The 16,596-nt window shown below is 60.0% G+C and carries 14 protein-coding genes; 9 read left to right on the forward strand and 5 right to left on the reverse strand.

Going from position 1 to position 16,596, the window contains the following annotated elements; genetic code table 11:
• Positions 1–26 precede the first annotated feature (26 nt).
• On the reverse strand, positions 27–1,586 hold the full coding sequence (locus IMCC20628_RS03760; protein ID WP_082127984.1) for an MDR family MFS transporter: 1,560 nt from the start codon (positions 1,584–1,586) through the stop codon (positions 27–29).
• A gap of 143 nt (positions 1,587–1,729) precedes the next feature.
• On the opposite strand from IMCC20628_RS03760, the gene IMCC20628_RS03765 reads away from it, so the two are divergent.
• The gene (locus IMCC20628_RS03765; protein WP_047029101.1) at positions 1,730–2,242 is read left to right on the forward strand and encodes a MarR family winged helix-turn-helix transcriptional regulator; all 513 of its coding nucleotides are present in this window, start codon (positions 1,730–1,732) and stop codon (positions 2,240–2,242) included.
• A 37-nt stretch (positions 2,243–2,279) separates the two neighbouring features.
• On the opposite strand, the gene IMCC20628_RS03770 is transcribed toward IMCC20628_RS03765, so the two are convergent.
• A complete protein-coding gene (locus tag IMCC20628_RS03770; protein ID WP_047029102.1) occupies positions 2,280–3,170 on the reverse strand; it encodes a LytTR family DNA-binding domain-containing protein in 891 nt (296 codons plus the stop codon).
• 134 nt (positions 3,171–3,304) lie between these two features.
• Here IMCC20628_RS03770 and IMCC20628_RS24540 point away from each other — a divergent pair, with 134 nt between their 5' ends.
• Complete coding sequence (locus IMCC20628_RS24540) at positions 3,305–4,261, forward strand: DUF2306 domain-containing protein (protein WP_082127985.1); 957 nt, start codon at positions 3,305–3,307, stop codon at positions 4,259–4,261.
• Between the two features lie 70 nt (positions 4,262–4,331).
• Positions 4,332–5,246 (forward strand): neutral zinc metallopeptidase, encoded by a 915-nt coding sequence (locus IMCC20628_RS03780; protein ID WP_047029103.1) that lies wholly within the window; start codon positions 4,332–4,334, stop codon positions 5,244–5,246.
• An 87-nt stretch (positions 5,247–5,333) separates the two neighbouring features.
• Here the strand turns inward: IMCC20628_RS03780 and IMCC20628_RS03785 are convergent, their stop codons facing one another.
• Complete coding sequence (locus IMCC20628_RS03785) at positions 5,334–6,656, reverse strand: mechanosensitive ion channel domain-containing protein (protein ID WP_052766285.1); 1,323 nt, start codon at positions 6,654–6,656, stop codon at positions 5,334–5,336.
• A gap of 207 nt (positions 6,657–6,863) precedes the next feature.
• On the opposite strand from IMCC20628_RS03785, the gene IMCC20628_RS03790 reads away from it, so the two are divergent.
• The 4 genes from IMCC20628_RS03790 (at position 6,864) to IMCC20628_RS03800 (ending at position 11,291) form a co-directional block, all read left to right on the forward strand.
• Positions 6,864–8,252: an MATE family efflux transporter gene (locus IMCC20628_RS03790; protein ID WP_047029104.1), complete on the forward strand. Its 1,389-nt coding sequence runs from the start codon at positions 6,864–6,866 to the stop codon at positions 8,250–8,252.
• A gap of 498 nt (positions 8,253–8,750) precedes the next feature.
• Entirely contained in the window at positions 8,751–10,031 is a 1,281-nt protein-coding gene (locus IMCC20628_RS03795; RefSeq protein WP_047032236.1) for a sulfatase-like hydrolase/transferase, read from the forward strand.
• Positions 10,032–10,054: 23 nt separating this feature from the next.
• Positions 10,055–10,417 (forward strand): hypothetical protein, encoded by a 363-nt coding sequence (locus IMCC20628_RS25005; RefSeq protein ID WP_052766287.1) that lies wholly within the window; start codon positions 10,055–10,057, stop codon positions 10,415–10,417.
• Positions 10,418–10,457: 40 nt separating this feature from the next.
• Positions 10,458–11,291, forward strand: a complete 834-nt coding sequence (locus tag IMCC20628_RS03800; protein WP_343123257.1) for a DUF1566 domain-containing protein — start codon at positions 10,458–10,460, stop codon at positions 11,289–11,291.
• A 410-nt stretch (positions 11,292–11,701) separates the two neighbouring features.
• Here IMCC20628_RS03800 and IMCC20628_RS03805 read toward each other — a convergent pair whose 3' ends face one another.
• Together IMCC20628_RS03805 and carA are read right to left on the reverse strand one after the other, a co-directional pair.
• Positions 11,702–12,118, reverse strand: a complete 417-nt coding sequence (locus IMCC20628_RS03805; protein ID WP_047029105.1) for a VOC family protein — start codon at positions 12,116–12,118, stop codon at positions 11,702–11,704.
• Positions 12,119–12,162: 44 nt separating this feature from the next.
• Positions 12,163–13,374, reverse strand: a complete 1,212-nt coding sequence (gene carA / locus IMCC20628_RS03810) for a glutamine-hydrolyzing carbamoyl-phosphate synthase small subunit (RefSeq protein WP_047029106.1) — start codon at positions 13,372–13,374, stop codon at positions 12,163–12,165.
• Positions 13,375–13,704: 330 nt separating this feature from the next.
• Between carA and IMCC20628_RS03815 the strand changes: the two genes are divergently transcribed.
• Both IMCC20628_RS03815 and dnaG read left to right on the forward strand, forming a co-directional pair.
• A complete protein-coding gene (locus tag IMCC20628_RS03815) occupies positions 13,705–14,154 on the forward strand; it encodes a GatB/YqeY domain-containing protein (RefSeq protein WP_156174637.1) in 450 nt (149 codons plus the stop codon).
• Positions 14,155–14,404: 250 nt separating this feature from the next.
• Complete coding sequence (gene dnaG / locus IMCC20628_RS03820) at positions 14,405–16,396, forward strand: DNA primase (protein WP_047029108.1); 1,992 nt, start codon at positions 14,405–14,407, stop codon at positions 16,394–16,396.
• Positions 16,397–16,596: the final 200 nt, after the last annotated feature.

Raw genomic sequence — 16,596 nt, forward strand, 5'->3', positions numbered from 1 at the left:
TGAAAGGCGAGGGCCGGCGCAAGGCCTCACTCGCCGCCGCCATGTTTGACCGGCAACTGGATGTTCTTCAGGGACAATGCGGCGATCAGGCCCAGGAAGCTGATGAAGGCTGCGGTCATGAAGAGTGGCTGGTAGGCCTGCTGGTAAACCTGCGCAATCAACTGCCGCGTTTCCTCTGGCAGGGCGGCGACCGCAGCCGGGGCCAGTTTTTCGATGTCGGATATGCCCGGTACCGTGATTTTCGAGCGGGCGACACCGGCCGCAAGGATGGCGCCATAGATAGAAATGCCGATCGAGGCGCCGCCCATTCGGGTCAGCGTCACCACGCCCGTCGCAGCGCCGGTATCGGAGCGCCGGGCGGCATTCTGCACGCCGAGTACCGGCACCTGCTGATTCATCCCGATGCCGATGCCCTGGACCAGCATCACGACCGCGACCATGGTCAGCGGTGTAGCCGAACCGATGAATTGATAGCTGGCAAGCATGACAATACCGATTGTTGTAGAGGCGACAGAGAAGACCTTGTAGCGGCCGGTAATCGACATGATGCGCCCGGAGGTGAGTGAACCCAATGCAATGCCGCCGGTCAGCGGAATGAAGAACAGGCCAGCTATGGTCGGGCTCATGCCGAGTCCGGATTGCAGGTAGAGGGCATGGTAATTGACCAGGCCGATGCCGATGGCGCCGCTGGTCAGCGACAGGAACAGCAGCAGGCTGATGGTGGGATCGGAAAACAGGGTGAGCGGCACGACGGGCTCGGGAACCCGTTTTTCGACCCACAGCCAGCCGGCAAGGCATGCAAGGCCAACGGCGACGATGGCGAGACTTTTCATCGTCAGCAGGCCACCGAAGAGTTCGGAGCTGTCAGCCCAGAGCACGATGCTGCCAATCGCGCCGGCGAGCAGCGCCGCACCCGCATAATCGATCTTCGGTTTGCGGGCCGGCCGCTTGTAGGGCAGCAGGAAGGCGAGGCCGATAAGCACGCCGATGCCGATCGGCAGATTGACGAGGAAGATCGAACGCCAGCCGAAGAGGTCGCTCATGGCGCCGCCAAGAACGGGCCCGATCGCACCAGAAAGCATCAGCACGAGGCTTGCATAACTCTGGTAGCGGGCGCGTTCGCGCGGTTCGAAGAGATCGGCGTTGATGGAAAAGATCGATACCATGATGCCGCCGCCGCCGAGCGCCTGCAGCACGCGGGCGGCAATCAGCGTATTCATGGAAACAGCCAAGCCGCAGACCAGCGAACCGACGGTAAAAATGAAGATCGCCGACATCATCACGTATTTGCGACCAAAAAGGTCGCCCAGCTTGCCATAGACCGGCATCACCGCGCTCGAGGCCAGCAGATAGGCAGACCCAATCCAGCCGAATCGTTCCAGCTGTCCGAACTCGCCGACGATGGTGGGAAGCGCGGTGGCGACAATCTGGCTGTCGAGCGTCGCCATGAACATGCCTGTCAGCAGGATCAGGAACACGATGATGCGCCGTCGGTTATCGGCAACAAGCGGTGTGTGTGGAGGGCCGGGCGTTATTACTGGTGGCACGGTGGGACCGGCGACGGCCGCGATTGGACTGTTATCCATGGGGTACCGTTTCAGGTAGGAAAGGTTTGTGCAAAAGTCACGAATTTATGTGCACTTGACACATTCTTGTCAAGTGCACATAAATAATTAGTCTGCCGGTTCGCATTCCGGCACCCGGCCAACATGATGAATCTGGAACCCGCATGATCAAGGCAGCAGACGGAACGGCATCGGCAGTCGCGCAGGACGAGATCTCCAATATCGCGATGATCTCCGAAGCGATGGCGCGCATGCGGCTGATGATCGGCCGGCGCATCATCGGTCGCATGGCGCTGAGCGCGCGCGCGCCTGAGCTCGATCTTTCCCACCTGGATGTGGTTTCGGCGTTCAGGCGCGCCAGTCAGGAAGGCGAGGTTACCGTTGGAGCTGTCGCAGAGGTCATGCGTGTCGATCATTCACGCGCCAGCCGACTGGTATCGGACCTGGTTGATCGCGGCCTGCTGGTCAGAAGTGCTTCCCAGGCGGATGCCCGCCGCACGGTGGTCGAACTCACCGACCAAGGCCACTCGCTTGCCAACGCCGCTCACGAGGTAAAGCGCAAGCTGATCGCGACGATCGTGGCGGATTGGCCGGCGCAGGATGTCGAGCAGTTCTCGACGCTGTTCCTGCGCTTCGTCGAAGGCTTCGAAAACGCAGCCAGAATTCCCGACAGCTGAATTACGCTCGTCTCCGTCAATTGTAATCGCTAGCGGCTCAGGCGCTGTCGCGCTGTCCGATCCAGTGCTGCACCTTGGCTGCAAATGTGCGGCTGACCGGCACTTCAAAGCCGTCGGCAGCGCGGACACAGAGCCGGCCGTTCGTGCCGCTGCCGCGCATCAGCGCATTGTCTTCGTGCTCGGCCACCCAGTGCGAGCGGTGAACCTGCTGGCCGGCGCCAGCCTCGACAATCGCGTCGCCGAGCCGCATCAGCAGCAGTTGTGTGCCTCTGGTGGTCACCACCAGCACGTAATGGTCCTGCACTTCAAGCCGGATCAGGATGCCGCGCTTGTCCACCGGCAATCTGTCAAGCAGCGGCGGACGGTTGACCCGCTTCTCGGCGCTGGGCCGCGGCGGTGATGCTTCGCTGCTCTCAAAGGCCAGCGGCGATGCCTGCGCGTCGGCCTCTCCGGCATCATCCGGGTTTTTGGATTTCCCATCTGTCAGCACCTGGTCTCCGCCGCTGAGGCTGAGCCAGGTCAGCAGCGAGAAAGCCAATCCGATCGGCAGCGCGGTCAGCGCATTTTCGGCAATCTGGGCACCATTGAGCGGCCGCATCAGCAGCGCGAAATTGATCACCGTGATCGCCAGCCCGACAGGCAGCGCCGAAAGGACGGCGCCGGTCAGCATGCGGTAGAGCCGGGAGGAGATACGGGTGCGGAGAGCCACGTCGAAAAACGCGATACTGATGAGCGCGCAGGCCCAGGTCGCGGCGTGCAGCATCAGCCAATAGCCAAGCCGGGTGGGGAAGGCGAGGCGTTCATAGGTGCCAAACGGGCCGGTCACCACGAACAGCCAGACCACCAGCGCAAACACCAGCCACAACCGTGGCCTGATCAGCAGCAGTCGCAGTTCACGAAGCGTGGATTGCAGCAATGTGTCGCTCACGAAGTTCTCCGGTCACAGACGCAGATGCCGTTGGCAAACGCCTCCGGTCATGGCGGATGGGGACAGATCTTGCCATCGGATCGCGGGTTTTGTCTCCCCTGTCAACCGCGCTCTCTCTTCCAAGGATTTCTCCCATGACACTCGAACCGCTTCTCAATGCCAGCCCGGCGATCCAGTTTCACGTCTTCACTGTCGTCCCGGCGGCGCTGATCGGCGGCATCTTGCTGCTCAGGAAAAAGGGCACTTTTGCCCACCGCATGACCGGGCGGGTGTGGATTGTCCTGATGGTGCTCACCGCGCTGTCGACCTTCATGATCCATGAGATTGATCTGTTTCATGGCTTCTCGCCGATCCATCTGCTGTCGATCCTCACCCTTTTTGGCGCCTTCATCGTTGTGCAGTCGGCGCGGCAGCGCAATTTCATCCGGCATCAGCGGGTTGTGAAGATGCTCTATTTCGGCGGCATCGGCATTGCAGGGTTTTTCACCTTCATGCCGGGGCGCATCATGCATGAGGTGGTGTTCGGCTTGCCGACACTGGCCGATGCAGCGCTGTCGCCGTCTGCACCGATGGCTTTGCAAGTGGCACATGCTGCGCCGATCTGGGTGTGGCCCTTGCTGGTGGCGCTGATCGGGCTCGGTATCAGCCGCATGCGCGATCGTGACATGCCGCTGTGGCGGCTGATGTTGCTGCCGGTGATCCTCGTCGCATCATCACTGATCACCGCTTTGACGGGGCAAACGAGCGGCTCAGGCCTGGCGGCATTGATGAGTGGCCTGGCACTCGGTGCGTTGGCCGGTTGGTGGTCTTTGCTTTATGCCGAAGTGGAGTGGCTTTCCGGCAATCGGGTCCGGGTGAAGGGCGAAGTGGTGTCGCTCATTGCCATTCTGGCGATCTTCGCCTGCCGCTTTATCGCAGGTGCAATGGCTGTGGTGTTGCCGCAGATGATGGCTAAACCCGGCGTGGCGGAACTTTTCATCGCTCTGCCGGTTTTCTGTGCGGCGCTGATGGCTGCCCGCGCCCTGGCTCAGGCCGGGTTCAATCCGCTGACCGCCATGCGTCAGCAGCTGGTTGCCAAAACTGAGTGTTGAAACTGGCGCTGGCGGCCAGTACAAGCCCGGTGTAAAAGCAAGGCTTGATGCCGACAGGAGAGTTTTGACCATGGATTGGAAGGGCCGTCGCCAGAGCGACAATATCGAGGACCGGCGCGGAAGCTCGTCGGGCAGCCGCAATCCGTTCGGGCGCAGCGGTATCCGCTTGCCCTCGGGCGGCATGCGCCGCTCGGGAATGAGCTTCAAGACCATTTTGATCATCGGCGTGATCTACCTCGGCCTGAAACTCATCGGCATCGATCCCTTGCAACTGCTTGGCGGCGGAACTTCCGGCGGCCTGCCCAGCGGCCAGAGCGTCAGCGAGCGGCAGATATCGCCAACCCGCCAGGACGAGATGACCCAGTTCGTCGCCACCGTCCTGGCCGAGACCGAAGATGTCTGGAACGGTATCATGGCATCGGAAGGCCTTGATTATCCCGAGCCCAAGCTGGTGCTGTTTACAGACTCCGTCAGTTCGGCCTGCGGCAATGCCAGTGCGGCGTCGGGCCCGTTCTACTGTCCCGGCGACCAGAAGCTTTACATCGATCTGACTTTTTACGACGAGCTGGCGCAGCGCTTCGAGGCCTCGGGTGATTTCGCCCAGGCCTATGTGCTGGCCCATGAAGTCGGCCATCATGTGCAGAACCTGATCGGCGTGCTGCCCGAGTTCAACCGGATGCGTCCGTCGTTGAGCCAGTCCGAAGAAAACCAGATGTCGGTCCGGGTCGAGCTGCAGGCTGACTGCTTTGCCGGCATCTGGGGCCACTTCACGGCGCAGAAGGGTTTGCTCGAGCGCGGCGATCTGGAAGAGGCTCTCAATGCGGCGCAGCAGATCGGCGACGATACGCTGCAGCGGCGCACCCAGGGCTATGTGGTTCCCGACAGCTTCAATCACGGCACCTCGGCGCAGCGCAAGGAGTGGTTCGCGAGCGGCTTCGAAACCGGCCGTCTGGACGCCTGCGACACCTTCAACAACCCGGTGTGAGTGTTCCCACCCGAGCGACATAACAACGGGGCTGCATCCGCAAAGATGCGGCCCCGTTTCGTTTCTGCCCGCTTGACCGGCAGAAGCCTACTCCGCGTCGGGCGCGTCGCGGCGCACCACTTCCACCGGGGAGCGCATGATGATCGCGCGGTGCGGGAAGGGGATGTTGATGCCGTTTTCCTTGAAGGCGTCCCACATGGCGAGCAGCACCTTGCCGCGCACATTGGTCAGTCCTGCCTGCGGATCGGCTATCCAGAAGCGCAGTTTGAAATCCAGCGACGACGACCCGAAGGCGGTCATCCAGCACACCGGTTTGGGCGCGTCCAGCACACGCTCGACGGTTGAGCCGGCAGCGATGGCGAGCTTTGCGACCTGGTGCGGATCGCTGTCATAGGACACGCCGAAGTCGACATCGACACGGACCAGCTTGTCGGAGAACGACCAGTTGACCACCTGATGGGTGATGAAATCCTCGTTCGGGATCAGATATTCGCGGCCGTCGCGGGTGATCACCGAGACAAAGCGGGCGCGCAATTCACGGATCCAGCCGAAAGTCTCGCCCAGCGCAATGGTGTCACCGGGCTTGATCGACCGGTCCATCAAAATGATGACGCCGGAGATGAAGTTGGACACGACCTTCTGCAGGCCGAAACCCAGGCCGACGCCGACGGCGCCGGAAAATACCGTCAGCGCGGTCAGGTCGATGCCGGTTGAGGACAGCGCCATCATCCCGGCGATGACGATGAAGCTGATCTTGACAACCTTGCCGGCGAGAACCTTGAAGGAGGGCGAGAGATCTTCAACGGTATTGATGCGGCTGTCGAAGAAATTGCCCAGCAGGTTGGCGATCCACAAGAACCCGACCGTAACGAGGATGGTGCGCAGAACGAAGAGCGCCGAGATCCGCAAGTCGCCGAGCTGGATTGCCACTTGATCCAGAAAGGCCGTGGCTTCCGGGCGAAGGTCGAGGATCCCCAGTGCCACATAGCTGAAAACCGCAAGCGCGATGAGCCGGGACACAGTCCGGTTATGAATGATCCGGCTTGTCACCGAGATGGTCAGCCAGGACCAGCCGAGTGTCAGGGCCAGCGCCATCATGTAGGTGCGCGAAGGCCAGGTCATTTCCAGCGTCACCAGGCGGACGATGCTCAGCAGAAAAAGAAATATCACCCAGTGGCTTCTGCGCATCACCGCGATGATCACCCGAAGCAGTCCGGGCTTGCCCTTGATGGTGCGGGCGCGGCTTTCGAGCCAGGGCTCGACCTTGCGCGAGATCAGCCAGCCGATGAGATAGCACGCGGCGATGATGCCGATCTGGTAGAAGGTCCAGGGCTGGGCGAAATACGCCTTGGCTGTGTCTAGAAGCGTCAGGAAGTCTTGCGCAAATCTGGGCAGGTCAATGGTTTCCATGGCACGATATTAAACAGATAGACGGGGAGGAGATAGACCAAATCGCGACCGGGTTACGCCGCTCCTGTCTGCTTGAAACTGCTCCGCCTGCGATGTCCGGGCAGGGCGTTTGCGGTCTTGAGCCCGTGTCCCGCAGCGGGGCGGATCGGCCTTGCCAAACAAGGTGTGCTGGGCGCATAAGCGCTGTTCGAAATGCGGGAGTTGGTGATGGACGTATCAACCAGGGGTGTGAGAGACGGGCAAAGCTGGGGCGCCCAGATCTGGGCGACGCTGGCGCTTGGCTTGCCGCTGGTCGGCACCCAGATCGCCCAGATCGCCATTGCCACCACCGATGTCGTCATGCTCGGCTGGTATGGCACCGCCGAGCTGGCTGCCACGGTGCTGGCCTCGCAGGCATTTTTCATGGTGTTCATCTTCGGCTCCGGCTTTGCCGGTGCGATCCTGCCGCTGGCGGCCCAGGCCGAAGGCCGCAATGACCCCACCCATGTGCGCCGCTCGGTTCGGATGGGGATGTGGATCCTGTTGCTCTACGCGGTCATGGCCATGCCGTTCCTGTGGTATCTCGAGCCGGCGCTGATCTGGCTGGGCCAGAAACCCGAACTGGCAGCACTTGCCAGCGATTACATCCGCATTGCCCAGTGGGGCATGTTCCCGGCGCTGATGATGATGGCGCTCAGGTCGTTCTTTGCCGCGCGTTCGCGCGCCGCAATCGTGCTCTGGTCGGCGCTGTTTGGCACCGTGGTCAATGGTATCCTCAATTATGGACTGATCTTCGGCAATTTTGGCTGGGCGGAAATGGGCGTGCGCGGCGCGGCGGTGGCCTCGGTCTTCAGCTCGACCGTGATCTTCCTGATCATGGCCGGATGGGCCTATTGGCACCCGAGGCATCAGGATTACCGGCTGTTCCAGCGCTTCTGGCGGCCCGAGTGGCCGGCGTTTTTCGAGGTGTTCCGGCTCGGTCTGCCGATCGGCTTTACCATTCTGGCCGAGGTCGGATTGTTTATGGCGGCCTCGGTGATGATGGGATGGCTCGGCACCGTTGAACTGGCGGCCCATGGCATCGCCATTCAGCTCGCCTCGATCAGCTTCATGATTCCGCTTGGTCTGTCTCATGCCGCGACAGTGCGCGTTGGCCAGGCCTATGGCCGTGGTGACATGGCCGGACTGGCGCGGGCCTCGCACACGGTGATGGCGCTGGCGATTGTGATTTCGGTCGCCTCCGCCGCGCTGTTCTGGCTGTTGCCGGAAGCGCTTGTCAGCCTGTTTATCGACGAAGCCAATGCAGATGCGGCCCAGTTGCTGGCGGTGGCTGTCCCGCTGATTCTGGTGGCGGCCGCATTCCAGATCGTCGACGCCATCCAGGTGATCGCGGCAGGGCTGTTGCGCGGCATCAAGGACACCCGCATTCCGATGCTGATTGCGGTGATCAGCTATTGGCCGATCGGCCTGTCGGCAGCCTACGGGCTGGGCTTCGGGCTCGGATTTGGTGGTCCAGGCATCTGGGCAGGACTGGCCATCGGCCTCGGCGTGGCGGCCGTGCTGCTCAACCTGCGCTTCGTCAAGCGGCATTTGTTTCTGGATGTTGTGAAGGTTTGAGCGGTCGAGGTTTTATCGGCGGTTATGCGACCTGGCTGGTGTTGGCGAGATATCCGAATGGGCATTTCCGGCCCTGAGCTGACATCGAAGATGATTGCAAAAAACGGCAGCTGTTTTTCCAAACAGATATGACAGAGACGTTTGCGGAAAGGTTTTGCAACTCTCATTGATGGCTTTACCAGCTTCACGTCAGACGCACTTGGCACCCTTTGCGCCCAAGAAGAGATCGCCCCCCGCGATGCTTGCCGACTGATATATATCAATGCAAACCAGAGCAGTTAAGCGATACAACATGACCCTGAGCACGGAGATGAAGCTGCGCATCTTGCTGATGCGCATCGAAAGCCGGTGCGACAACTTTCGCCCGGATTATCCGGCTGGGAATGCCGAAAATTGGCCCAGATAAGACTGAAGCCAAAAAGAGACCGTGCGACGTTGGCGATCTCTTCAACAGAACGCCAAGAATGCTAGCCGGGAGCAATTCGAATGCAAACCGTTATGAAGTTCGCCTTTGGTTTGGCGCTTGCGTTTGCTCTGCCGGGCGCCGCTTTTGCTAAGCCCAATATTCTCCTGATCATTGCGGATGATATGGGGCTGGATGCATCGCGATGTTACTCTGTCGGGTCACAGCAGGCACAAATGCCGATTGTCGAACAGATGTGCGCCGATGGGCTGGTGTTTGAGAACGCCTATTCGGCCCCTGTATGCACCCCGACCCGGGCCACGATCATGACTGGTAAATATGGATTTCGCACTGGCATGGGGGGAGCTATCCCCCGTGAAGGTGGTGTTGGCATGTCGACCGATGAAGTGAGCCTTTTCGATGCATTGAACGAAACCGATTACTCCAGTGCAGTTATCGGCAAATGGCATCTGGCCAGTTCGAAAAATGACTATAACCATCCCGCCGAGTTGGGTGTGAATACCTATTTTGGCCTGCTCGCCGGTGGCGTCCCCGACTACTACAAATGGGATGCGGTGGATAATGGAAAGCCTGTCGATGTAGATGGATATGCAACAACCGTCCTCACTGACCGCGCCATCAATTGGATCGGCGAACAGGAAACTCCATGGTTCTTGTGGCTCGCCTACAATGCGCCGCATACCCCGTTCCACGTACCTCCGAGAGCGCTTTATACCGGCAATGATCTGCTGAATGACCAAAGTGAAATCGATGAGAACCCGCTACCCTATTACAACGCCATGCTTGAAGCGCTGGATAGTGAAATCGGCCGATTGCTGGAAAGTCTGACCGATGATGTCCGTGAAAATACGGTTGTCATTTTCATTGGCGATAATGGCACGCCGGGTCAGGTTTCCCGTGAATTGTATGGCCGCAAACGGTCCAAGGGCACCATCTACCAAGGCGGCACGGCCGTGCCGATGATTGTTACCGGTCCCGGTGTCGAAGGTGGCCGCACAAATGCTCTTGTCAACACAACCGATTTGAACTCGACCATCAGGGCATTGGCCAATGCCGAAGTGATTCAATCGGATGGCATTGATCTGAACCCGGTCCTGAGCGGAGAACCAGGGTCGCGGAAATACGCTTATGCCGAACATTTCGCTGATCAAAAAATGCCCCCGGATGTGATGGGATGGGCCATCCGTGATGAGCGCTACAAACTCGTGGCAGCGGACGGCGAGCCAGAACAATTGTTTGATGTTGCCAATGATCCGTTGGAGCAATCCGACTTGTTGGCTGGCGATTTGACGCCTGAATTGTCTGGACGGGTCGCAGCGTTGCGCGCAGCCTATCAGCAACTTCGAAACAATTAGGTCAGGACTGAAAGGAATACATCATGAGGTTCATGCAAGCTCTGCGCACAACATTATACACTTCAACATGTGTGCTTCTCGCAACCCAGACCACGATGGCGCAGCCTCCCTATCCAATTCCTGATACCGGACAGTCGAGATGCTATGACGCAACCAAAGCCATCGACTGTCCAACCGCAGGCGAACCCTTCTACGGTCAGGATGCCCAGTATATCGGCGCGCAACCCAGCTACACAGACAATGGCAATGGCACTGTAACTGACAATGTGACCGGCTTGATATGGGTGCAGACCCCTGATCTCAATGGCGATGGCCTGATTAATATCGACGACAAGCTGACCTATGAGGGCGTACTATGCTCGAACGCTAGAATTGGCCGGATATGATGACTGGCGGGGCCCGACAATCACCGAGATGTATTCCTTGATGAATTTCCAAGGCGTCGATCCGAGTGGCTATGAAGCAGACGACACCTCCGGCTTGATACCGTTCCTCAACAACGAGGTGTTCGCTTTTGGATACGGCGACACGCAGGCGGGTGAGCGGATTATTGATGCACAACTTGCCTCAAGCACATTGTATGTCTCCAAAACCATGCACAATCAGGATGTTACGATGTTTGGTGTGAATTTTGCCGACGGTCGGATCAAGGGATATGGCATGAGGCTTCGCGGTCAGGAGAAAACCTTCTACGTTATGGCGGTGCGCGGTGATGTTGGTTATGGCGTGACCAAGCTGACGGATAATGGTGATGGCACGATCACCGATAGCGCCAGCGGATTGATGTGGCCACAAGCGGACAATGGCGAGGCAATCAGCTGGCAGGCTGCGCTCGCTCTTGGTGAACAGGCCAACGCACAAAACTATCTTGGACATGACGATTGGCGTGTGCCGAATGTCAAGGAACTGCAAAGCCTTGTCGATTATACCCGTTCGCCTGATACGACCAATTCGGCAGCTATTGACCCGCTGTTTGAGACGAGTGAAATCCTCAATGAGGCGGAGCAGACTGACTATCCAGCCTATTGGAGTTCCACCACGCACGCAAACTGGACCCGGTCTCCGGGCAGCCACGCCGCCTATGTCAGTTTCGGACGCGCCATGGGTTACATGAACGGATGGACCGACGTGCATGGAGCGGGTGCCCAGCGCTCTGATCCCAAGGTCGGCGATGCGCAAGCTTTTCCTGAAGGATTCGGGCCGCAGGGTGATGCTATCCGCATCAATAATTATGTCCGCTTGGTCAGGGATAGCGAGTAAAGGAACTATGCTCTGAGCCCTTAAGGCTTGGCGCCCGACTTGGGGGGGTGCACCTCAATAAAAGGGGACAGACTGGCCTCAAATCGCCGACAATTCAGTGAGGTCACCTACTAATTGAACGACAGGCTGCATATTTGATTAAATACTCGAAACGTCCAAAATTGTGCACCGCATAGAAGGCCGCTTTCCGCCAAATGCGGCCGCGGAGCCCGGCGCATCAAATGGCCACAACCGGTTCTTAGCCGGTCATTCAAGCGTTTGCCCCGATCACGGCCCCGGTGCGCGGGTCTCACCGCTCGGTCAGCGCAGGCAATCTCTTGCGTTAGCCGATCATATTCATGAAGCGGCGGAACTAATATCGGAGTTTTGTTTCTGTCTCGCTGGCTCGGTGGCGCGCTCCTGCTCAGGGATCAGTCCGGTCGTTTGGGCTCGTCCCTGTTGTTGCAAACCAGCGCGATCTTGTTGCCTTGAGGATCGCGGAGATAGCCTACATAGAAATGCGCGCTGTACTCGGCCCGAAAGCCAGGCCCACCTTCGTCTCGCCCGCCAGCAGCAAGCGCTGCCGCGTGAAGTTCGCGGACCATGGCCTGAGTTTTCACCTCGAAAGCCACCATGGTGCCGTTGCCGCTCGATGCCGGCTGCCCGTCATACGGCGGCTTGACGTAGAAATCGGCTGGCTGGGGCCACTGGTCGCTCGTGCTGGGGATCGAGTAGCTCAATCCTTCAGGCGAGATCTCCAAATTGTAGCCGAGGCTCGGCAGGAATGCAGAGTAGAACCTTTCGGCAAGCGGGATGTCGTCGGCACCGACTGTGACATAGCCAATCATTGGACCTCTCCGACTACCTAGCTAGCCGATGCCGGCTCTCTCTTTCAGCGCTCGGCGAGCGTCGGCAGGCCCTTGCGTTCGCCGACCATGTTCATGAAGCGGCGGAACAGGTAGTGGCTGTCCTGCGGGCCGGGGGAGGCTTCCGGGTGATGCTGAACCGAAAACACCGGCTTGCCTGTCAGCCGCAATCCGCAATTGGAGCCGTCAAACAGCGAAACATGGGTTTCCTCGACGCCTTCGGGCAGGCTTTTGCCGTCCACCGCAAAACCGTGGTTCATCGAGACGATTTCGACCTTGCCGGTGGTGTAGTCCTTGACCGGGTGATTGGCGCCGTGATGGCCCTGATGCATCTTCACGGTCTTGCCGCCCAGCGCCAGCGCCAGGATCTGGTGACCGAGGCAAATGCCGAACACCGGGGTTTCGCTGTCGATCAGCTTGTTGATCACCGGTACGGCATATTTGCCGGTTTCGGCCGGATCGCCAGGACCGTTGGACAGGAACACCCCGTCGGGCGCCATCGCCAGAATGTCTTCGGCGCTGGCTGTCGCCGGAACCACCGTAACCTTGCAGCCAAGACCGGTGAACAGCCGCAGGATGTTGCGCTTGACGCCATAATCCACGGCGACGATATGCGCCACGGGTTCGCCGGTCTGTGGAAATCCTTCGTTCCAGACCCATGGGCCCTGGGTCCAGCTCGATGACTGGCCCGATGTGGCGTCCTTGGCCAGATCAAGGCCTTCGAGCCCGCTCCACTGCTTGGCAAGTGCTGTCAGCGCCTCGATATCGAAATTGCCGCTGGGGTCATGGGAAATGACCGCGTTGGGCGTGCCGTTTTCGCGGATCCAGGCGGTCAGTGCCCGTGTGTCGACGCCGGACAGGCCGATTATGCCGCGGGTCTTGAGCCATGTGTCGAAATGCCCGGCGGAGCGGTAGCTCGACGGCTCGGTGATGTCGGCCTTGAAGATCGCGCCAACCGCGCCGATGCGGGCCGCCGGGGTCAGATCCTCGATGTCCTCGTCATTGGCGCCGATATTGCCGATATGCGGGAATGTGAAGGTGACGATCTGTCCCAGATAGGAGGGGTCGGTGAGGATCTCCTGATAACCGGTCAGCGCCGTGTTGAAGCAGACCTCGGCCTGCGCCGTGCCGGTGGCGCCAACGCCATGGCCCTTGATGACGGTGCCGTCGGCGAAAACCAGAACAGCGGTGGGCTTTGTCTCGGTCCATGGTTTTGTAGTCTGGGCGCTTGTGGTCATGTCCACTCCGTTGACGGCTGCAGTGCCGCTTCATCGCTGGCAAGTGGCCCCTTGACGTCAAGCCGGGGCATCGCCATTTAAGTCACCGGAAGCCACACGCGGAAAAGCAGTTGCCGCGTTGGATGATTTCGATCCGGTCATGCATCAGCCTTCAGATAGAGAAGCCGCTCGTCCGGGTCAATCAGCACTGTGGCGTGGACCCCTCAATAATTTGCTTGAACAGGATGCTATCCAAGGGTTAATCCTGTCCATTCGCAATTGCGGGCTCTCGGGTCTTGCTAATGGGGCTTGCCACCAGGCCTTTACTGAACTGCCGGAGAAAGTTTGATGATGCGGGAACGGTTTACCGAAACGCTGAAGGACGCCATTCGCGCCAAGGACACGCGTCGCATGTCGACATTGCGGCTGATCCAGGCTGCGATCAAGGATCGTGACATCGCCAATCGCGGCGCTGGCAAGGATCCCGTCAGCGATGACGACATTCTTCAGATTCTGACAAAGATGATCAAGCAGCGCGAAGAATCAGCGACCATCTATGAAGACAATGCCCGGCTGGAGCTTGCCCAGCAGGAGCGCGATGAAATCGCTATCATCCGCCAGTTTCTGCCCAAGCAGCTGCCGGAAGAGGAAGTGCGTGAGCTCTGCGCCTCGGTCATCAACGAGACCGGCGCTGCGGGCTTGCGTGACATGGGCAAATGCATGAACGTGCTCAAGGAACGCTATCCCGGCCAGATGGATTTTTCCAAGGCCTGCGGCATGGTCAAGGGCCTGTTGCAGTAGGCGGCATTGCTGTCTGGACTGCATCAGCAGCAAGGATTGGTCCCGGTTTGCGCCGGGATCAGGGCTTTTGCCCGCGCGGTTTGGCGGGTGATGCAGCGGTGCTCCGGTTCAAGATCAAGGCCCGTGTGAATAGCGGGGAGTGACGCATCAAGGGCTTTGCCTCTGCGGCGCGCAGCTTCTATATAGAATGACCAATACATAGTACGACCTGTCACCCAACCTCGTCCAAGCGCCGGAGGCGCGCCAGATTTTGCGGTTTTCCCCGTCCTTTCTTGACGACATTCGCGACCGCGTTCCGATCTCGGACGTGATTGGCCGTCATGTGACCTGGGATCGCAAGAAAACCAACACCTCGCGCGGCGACTGGTGGGCCTGCTGCCCGTTTCATGGCGAAAAATCCCCGAGCTTTCACTGCGAGGACAAGAAGGGCCGCTACCATTGCTTTGGCTGCGGCGTGTCGGGCGACCATTTCAAGTTTCTGACCGAGCTTGAAAGCCTGAATTTTCCCGAAGCGGTCGAGCGTGTCGCCGACATGGCCGGCATTTCCCTGCCCGCACCCGATCCGCAAGCTGCCCAGCGCGAGCGCCAGCGCGCCACGCTGGAAGATGTCATGGAAATGGCGGCGGCCTATTTCGAAGGCGAACTGCAGGGCCCGCAAGGCGCCAAGGCGCGGGCCTATCTGCGTGACCGTGGCCTGTCAGGCCGCACCATCGCCGCCTTTCGTCTGGGCTACAGCAATGACAACCGCAGCGCGCTGAAGGAACATCTGGCTTCGCGCGGCGTCGACCGCGAGCAGATCGAGGCCTGCGGGCTGGTGGTGCACGGGCCGGAAATCTCGGTGTCCTATGACCGGTTCCGCGACCGCATCATGTTCCCGATCCTGTCGTCGCGCGAGCGGGTGATAGCCTTTGGCGGCCGGGCGCTGTCGCCGGGCGCGCCGGCCAAATACCTCAATTCCAACGAGACCGAGCTCTTCCACAAGGGCAATGTGCTCTACAATTTCGCCCGTGCCCGGCGCGCCTGCGGCCAGGACGGCACGCTGATCGTGGTCGAAGGCTATATGGACGTGATCGCGTTGGCGCAGGCAGGCATCGACAATGTGGTAGCACCTCTGGGCACTGCACTGGGTGAGAACCAGCTCAAGCTGATCTGGCGGATCACGCCGCAGCCGGTTTTGTGCTTTGACGGCGACGAGGCCGGTCAGCGCGCAGCCAACCGGACGGTGGATCTGGCCTTGCCGTTGATCGGGCCGGGACGCTCCCTGCGCATTGCGGTGTTGCCGGCGGGCAAGGACCCTGATGATCTGGTGCGTCAGGACGGCCGCGATCCGTTTGACCAGGTGATCAACTCGGCCCGGCCGCTGGCCGATGTGGTGTGGTCGCGCGAGGCCGGCGCCGGGGTGTTCGAAACGCCTGAAAGCCGCGCCGAACTCGAGGCCAAGCTGAAGCAGACCACCGGGCTGATTGCCGATGAAAGCCTGCGCCGGCATTACCAGCAAGACATGCGCGACCGCATGCAGGCGTTCTTCGGCTACCGCAACCGTGAGCAGGGCAAGTCCGGCCGCGGCAATTATGGCCGTGAGGGCGGTGGCCGTGGCAGCTTCGAGCGCGGCAATGGCAATGGCGGCGGACGCCCGGGCCCGCAATCGGCGCGCGGCATGGTGGCGGTATCGGAGCGGTTGAGCCGTTCCGGCATGGTCCGCGGCCACGCCGAAATGCCGTCGCTGCGCGAAACCGTTCTGGTCATGACCGTCGCCAACCATCCGCAGATGCTGCATGACGAATTCGACGAGCTGGCGGCCTTGGAATTTGAGGACAAGGGCCTGATGCGGGTCTGGCAGGTGATGCTCAATGCCGCGTCGGCCGGCGGGCGCTTCGACCGCGAGCGCCTGTTCGCAGCGCTTGAGGCCGACGGGCAGGGCGCCTTCATCGCCCGGCTCGAGAGCCAGATCCGCAACGCAAGGATCTGGACCGCGACGGTGGAGGCGGCGTCGGAGGATGCCCGCGAGGGATACATACAGGCGCTCGGCCTGCACAAGCGAACCCGCGAACTGAAATGGCAAAAATCCGAGCTGGAGCGCGATATCGTCGAATGCGAGGATGCCGAGCAGAGCTACGCCATCATGGCAACCCTGGAGCAGGTGCAGCTCGAGATCGCCCGGCTGGAAAACCAGGAAGCCATCATTGATGGTTTCGGCGTGCTGTCGGGCCGGGTCAAGGGTGGACGCGGCAGCAACGGTTGAGCCGGTTTGAGCCCGGATTATGCCTGTCGGGACACATCGGATCCTTTGAATCTGAGTCGGGCACTTGCGAACTCGAATGTGGCCACTACATAAGATGTCCAGCGATGAAACCGAAATATCGGGCGATTTCACGCAAATTGCCGCAACTGCAGGCTTTTTCTCCATTAAGCCTTGACGGATGGGTTTTTTGTGGGAATCAC

Origin of the sequence: Hoeflea sp. IMCC20628 (assembly GCF_001011155.1) — a bacterium.
Lineage (GTDB): Bacteria > Pseudomonadota > Alphaproteobacteria > Rhizobiales > Rhizobiaceae > Hoeflea.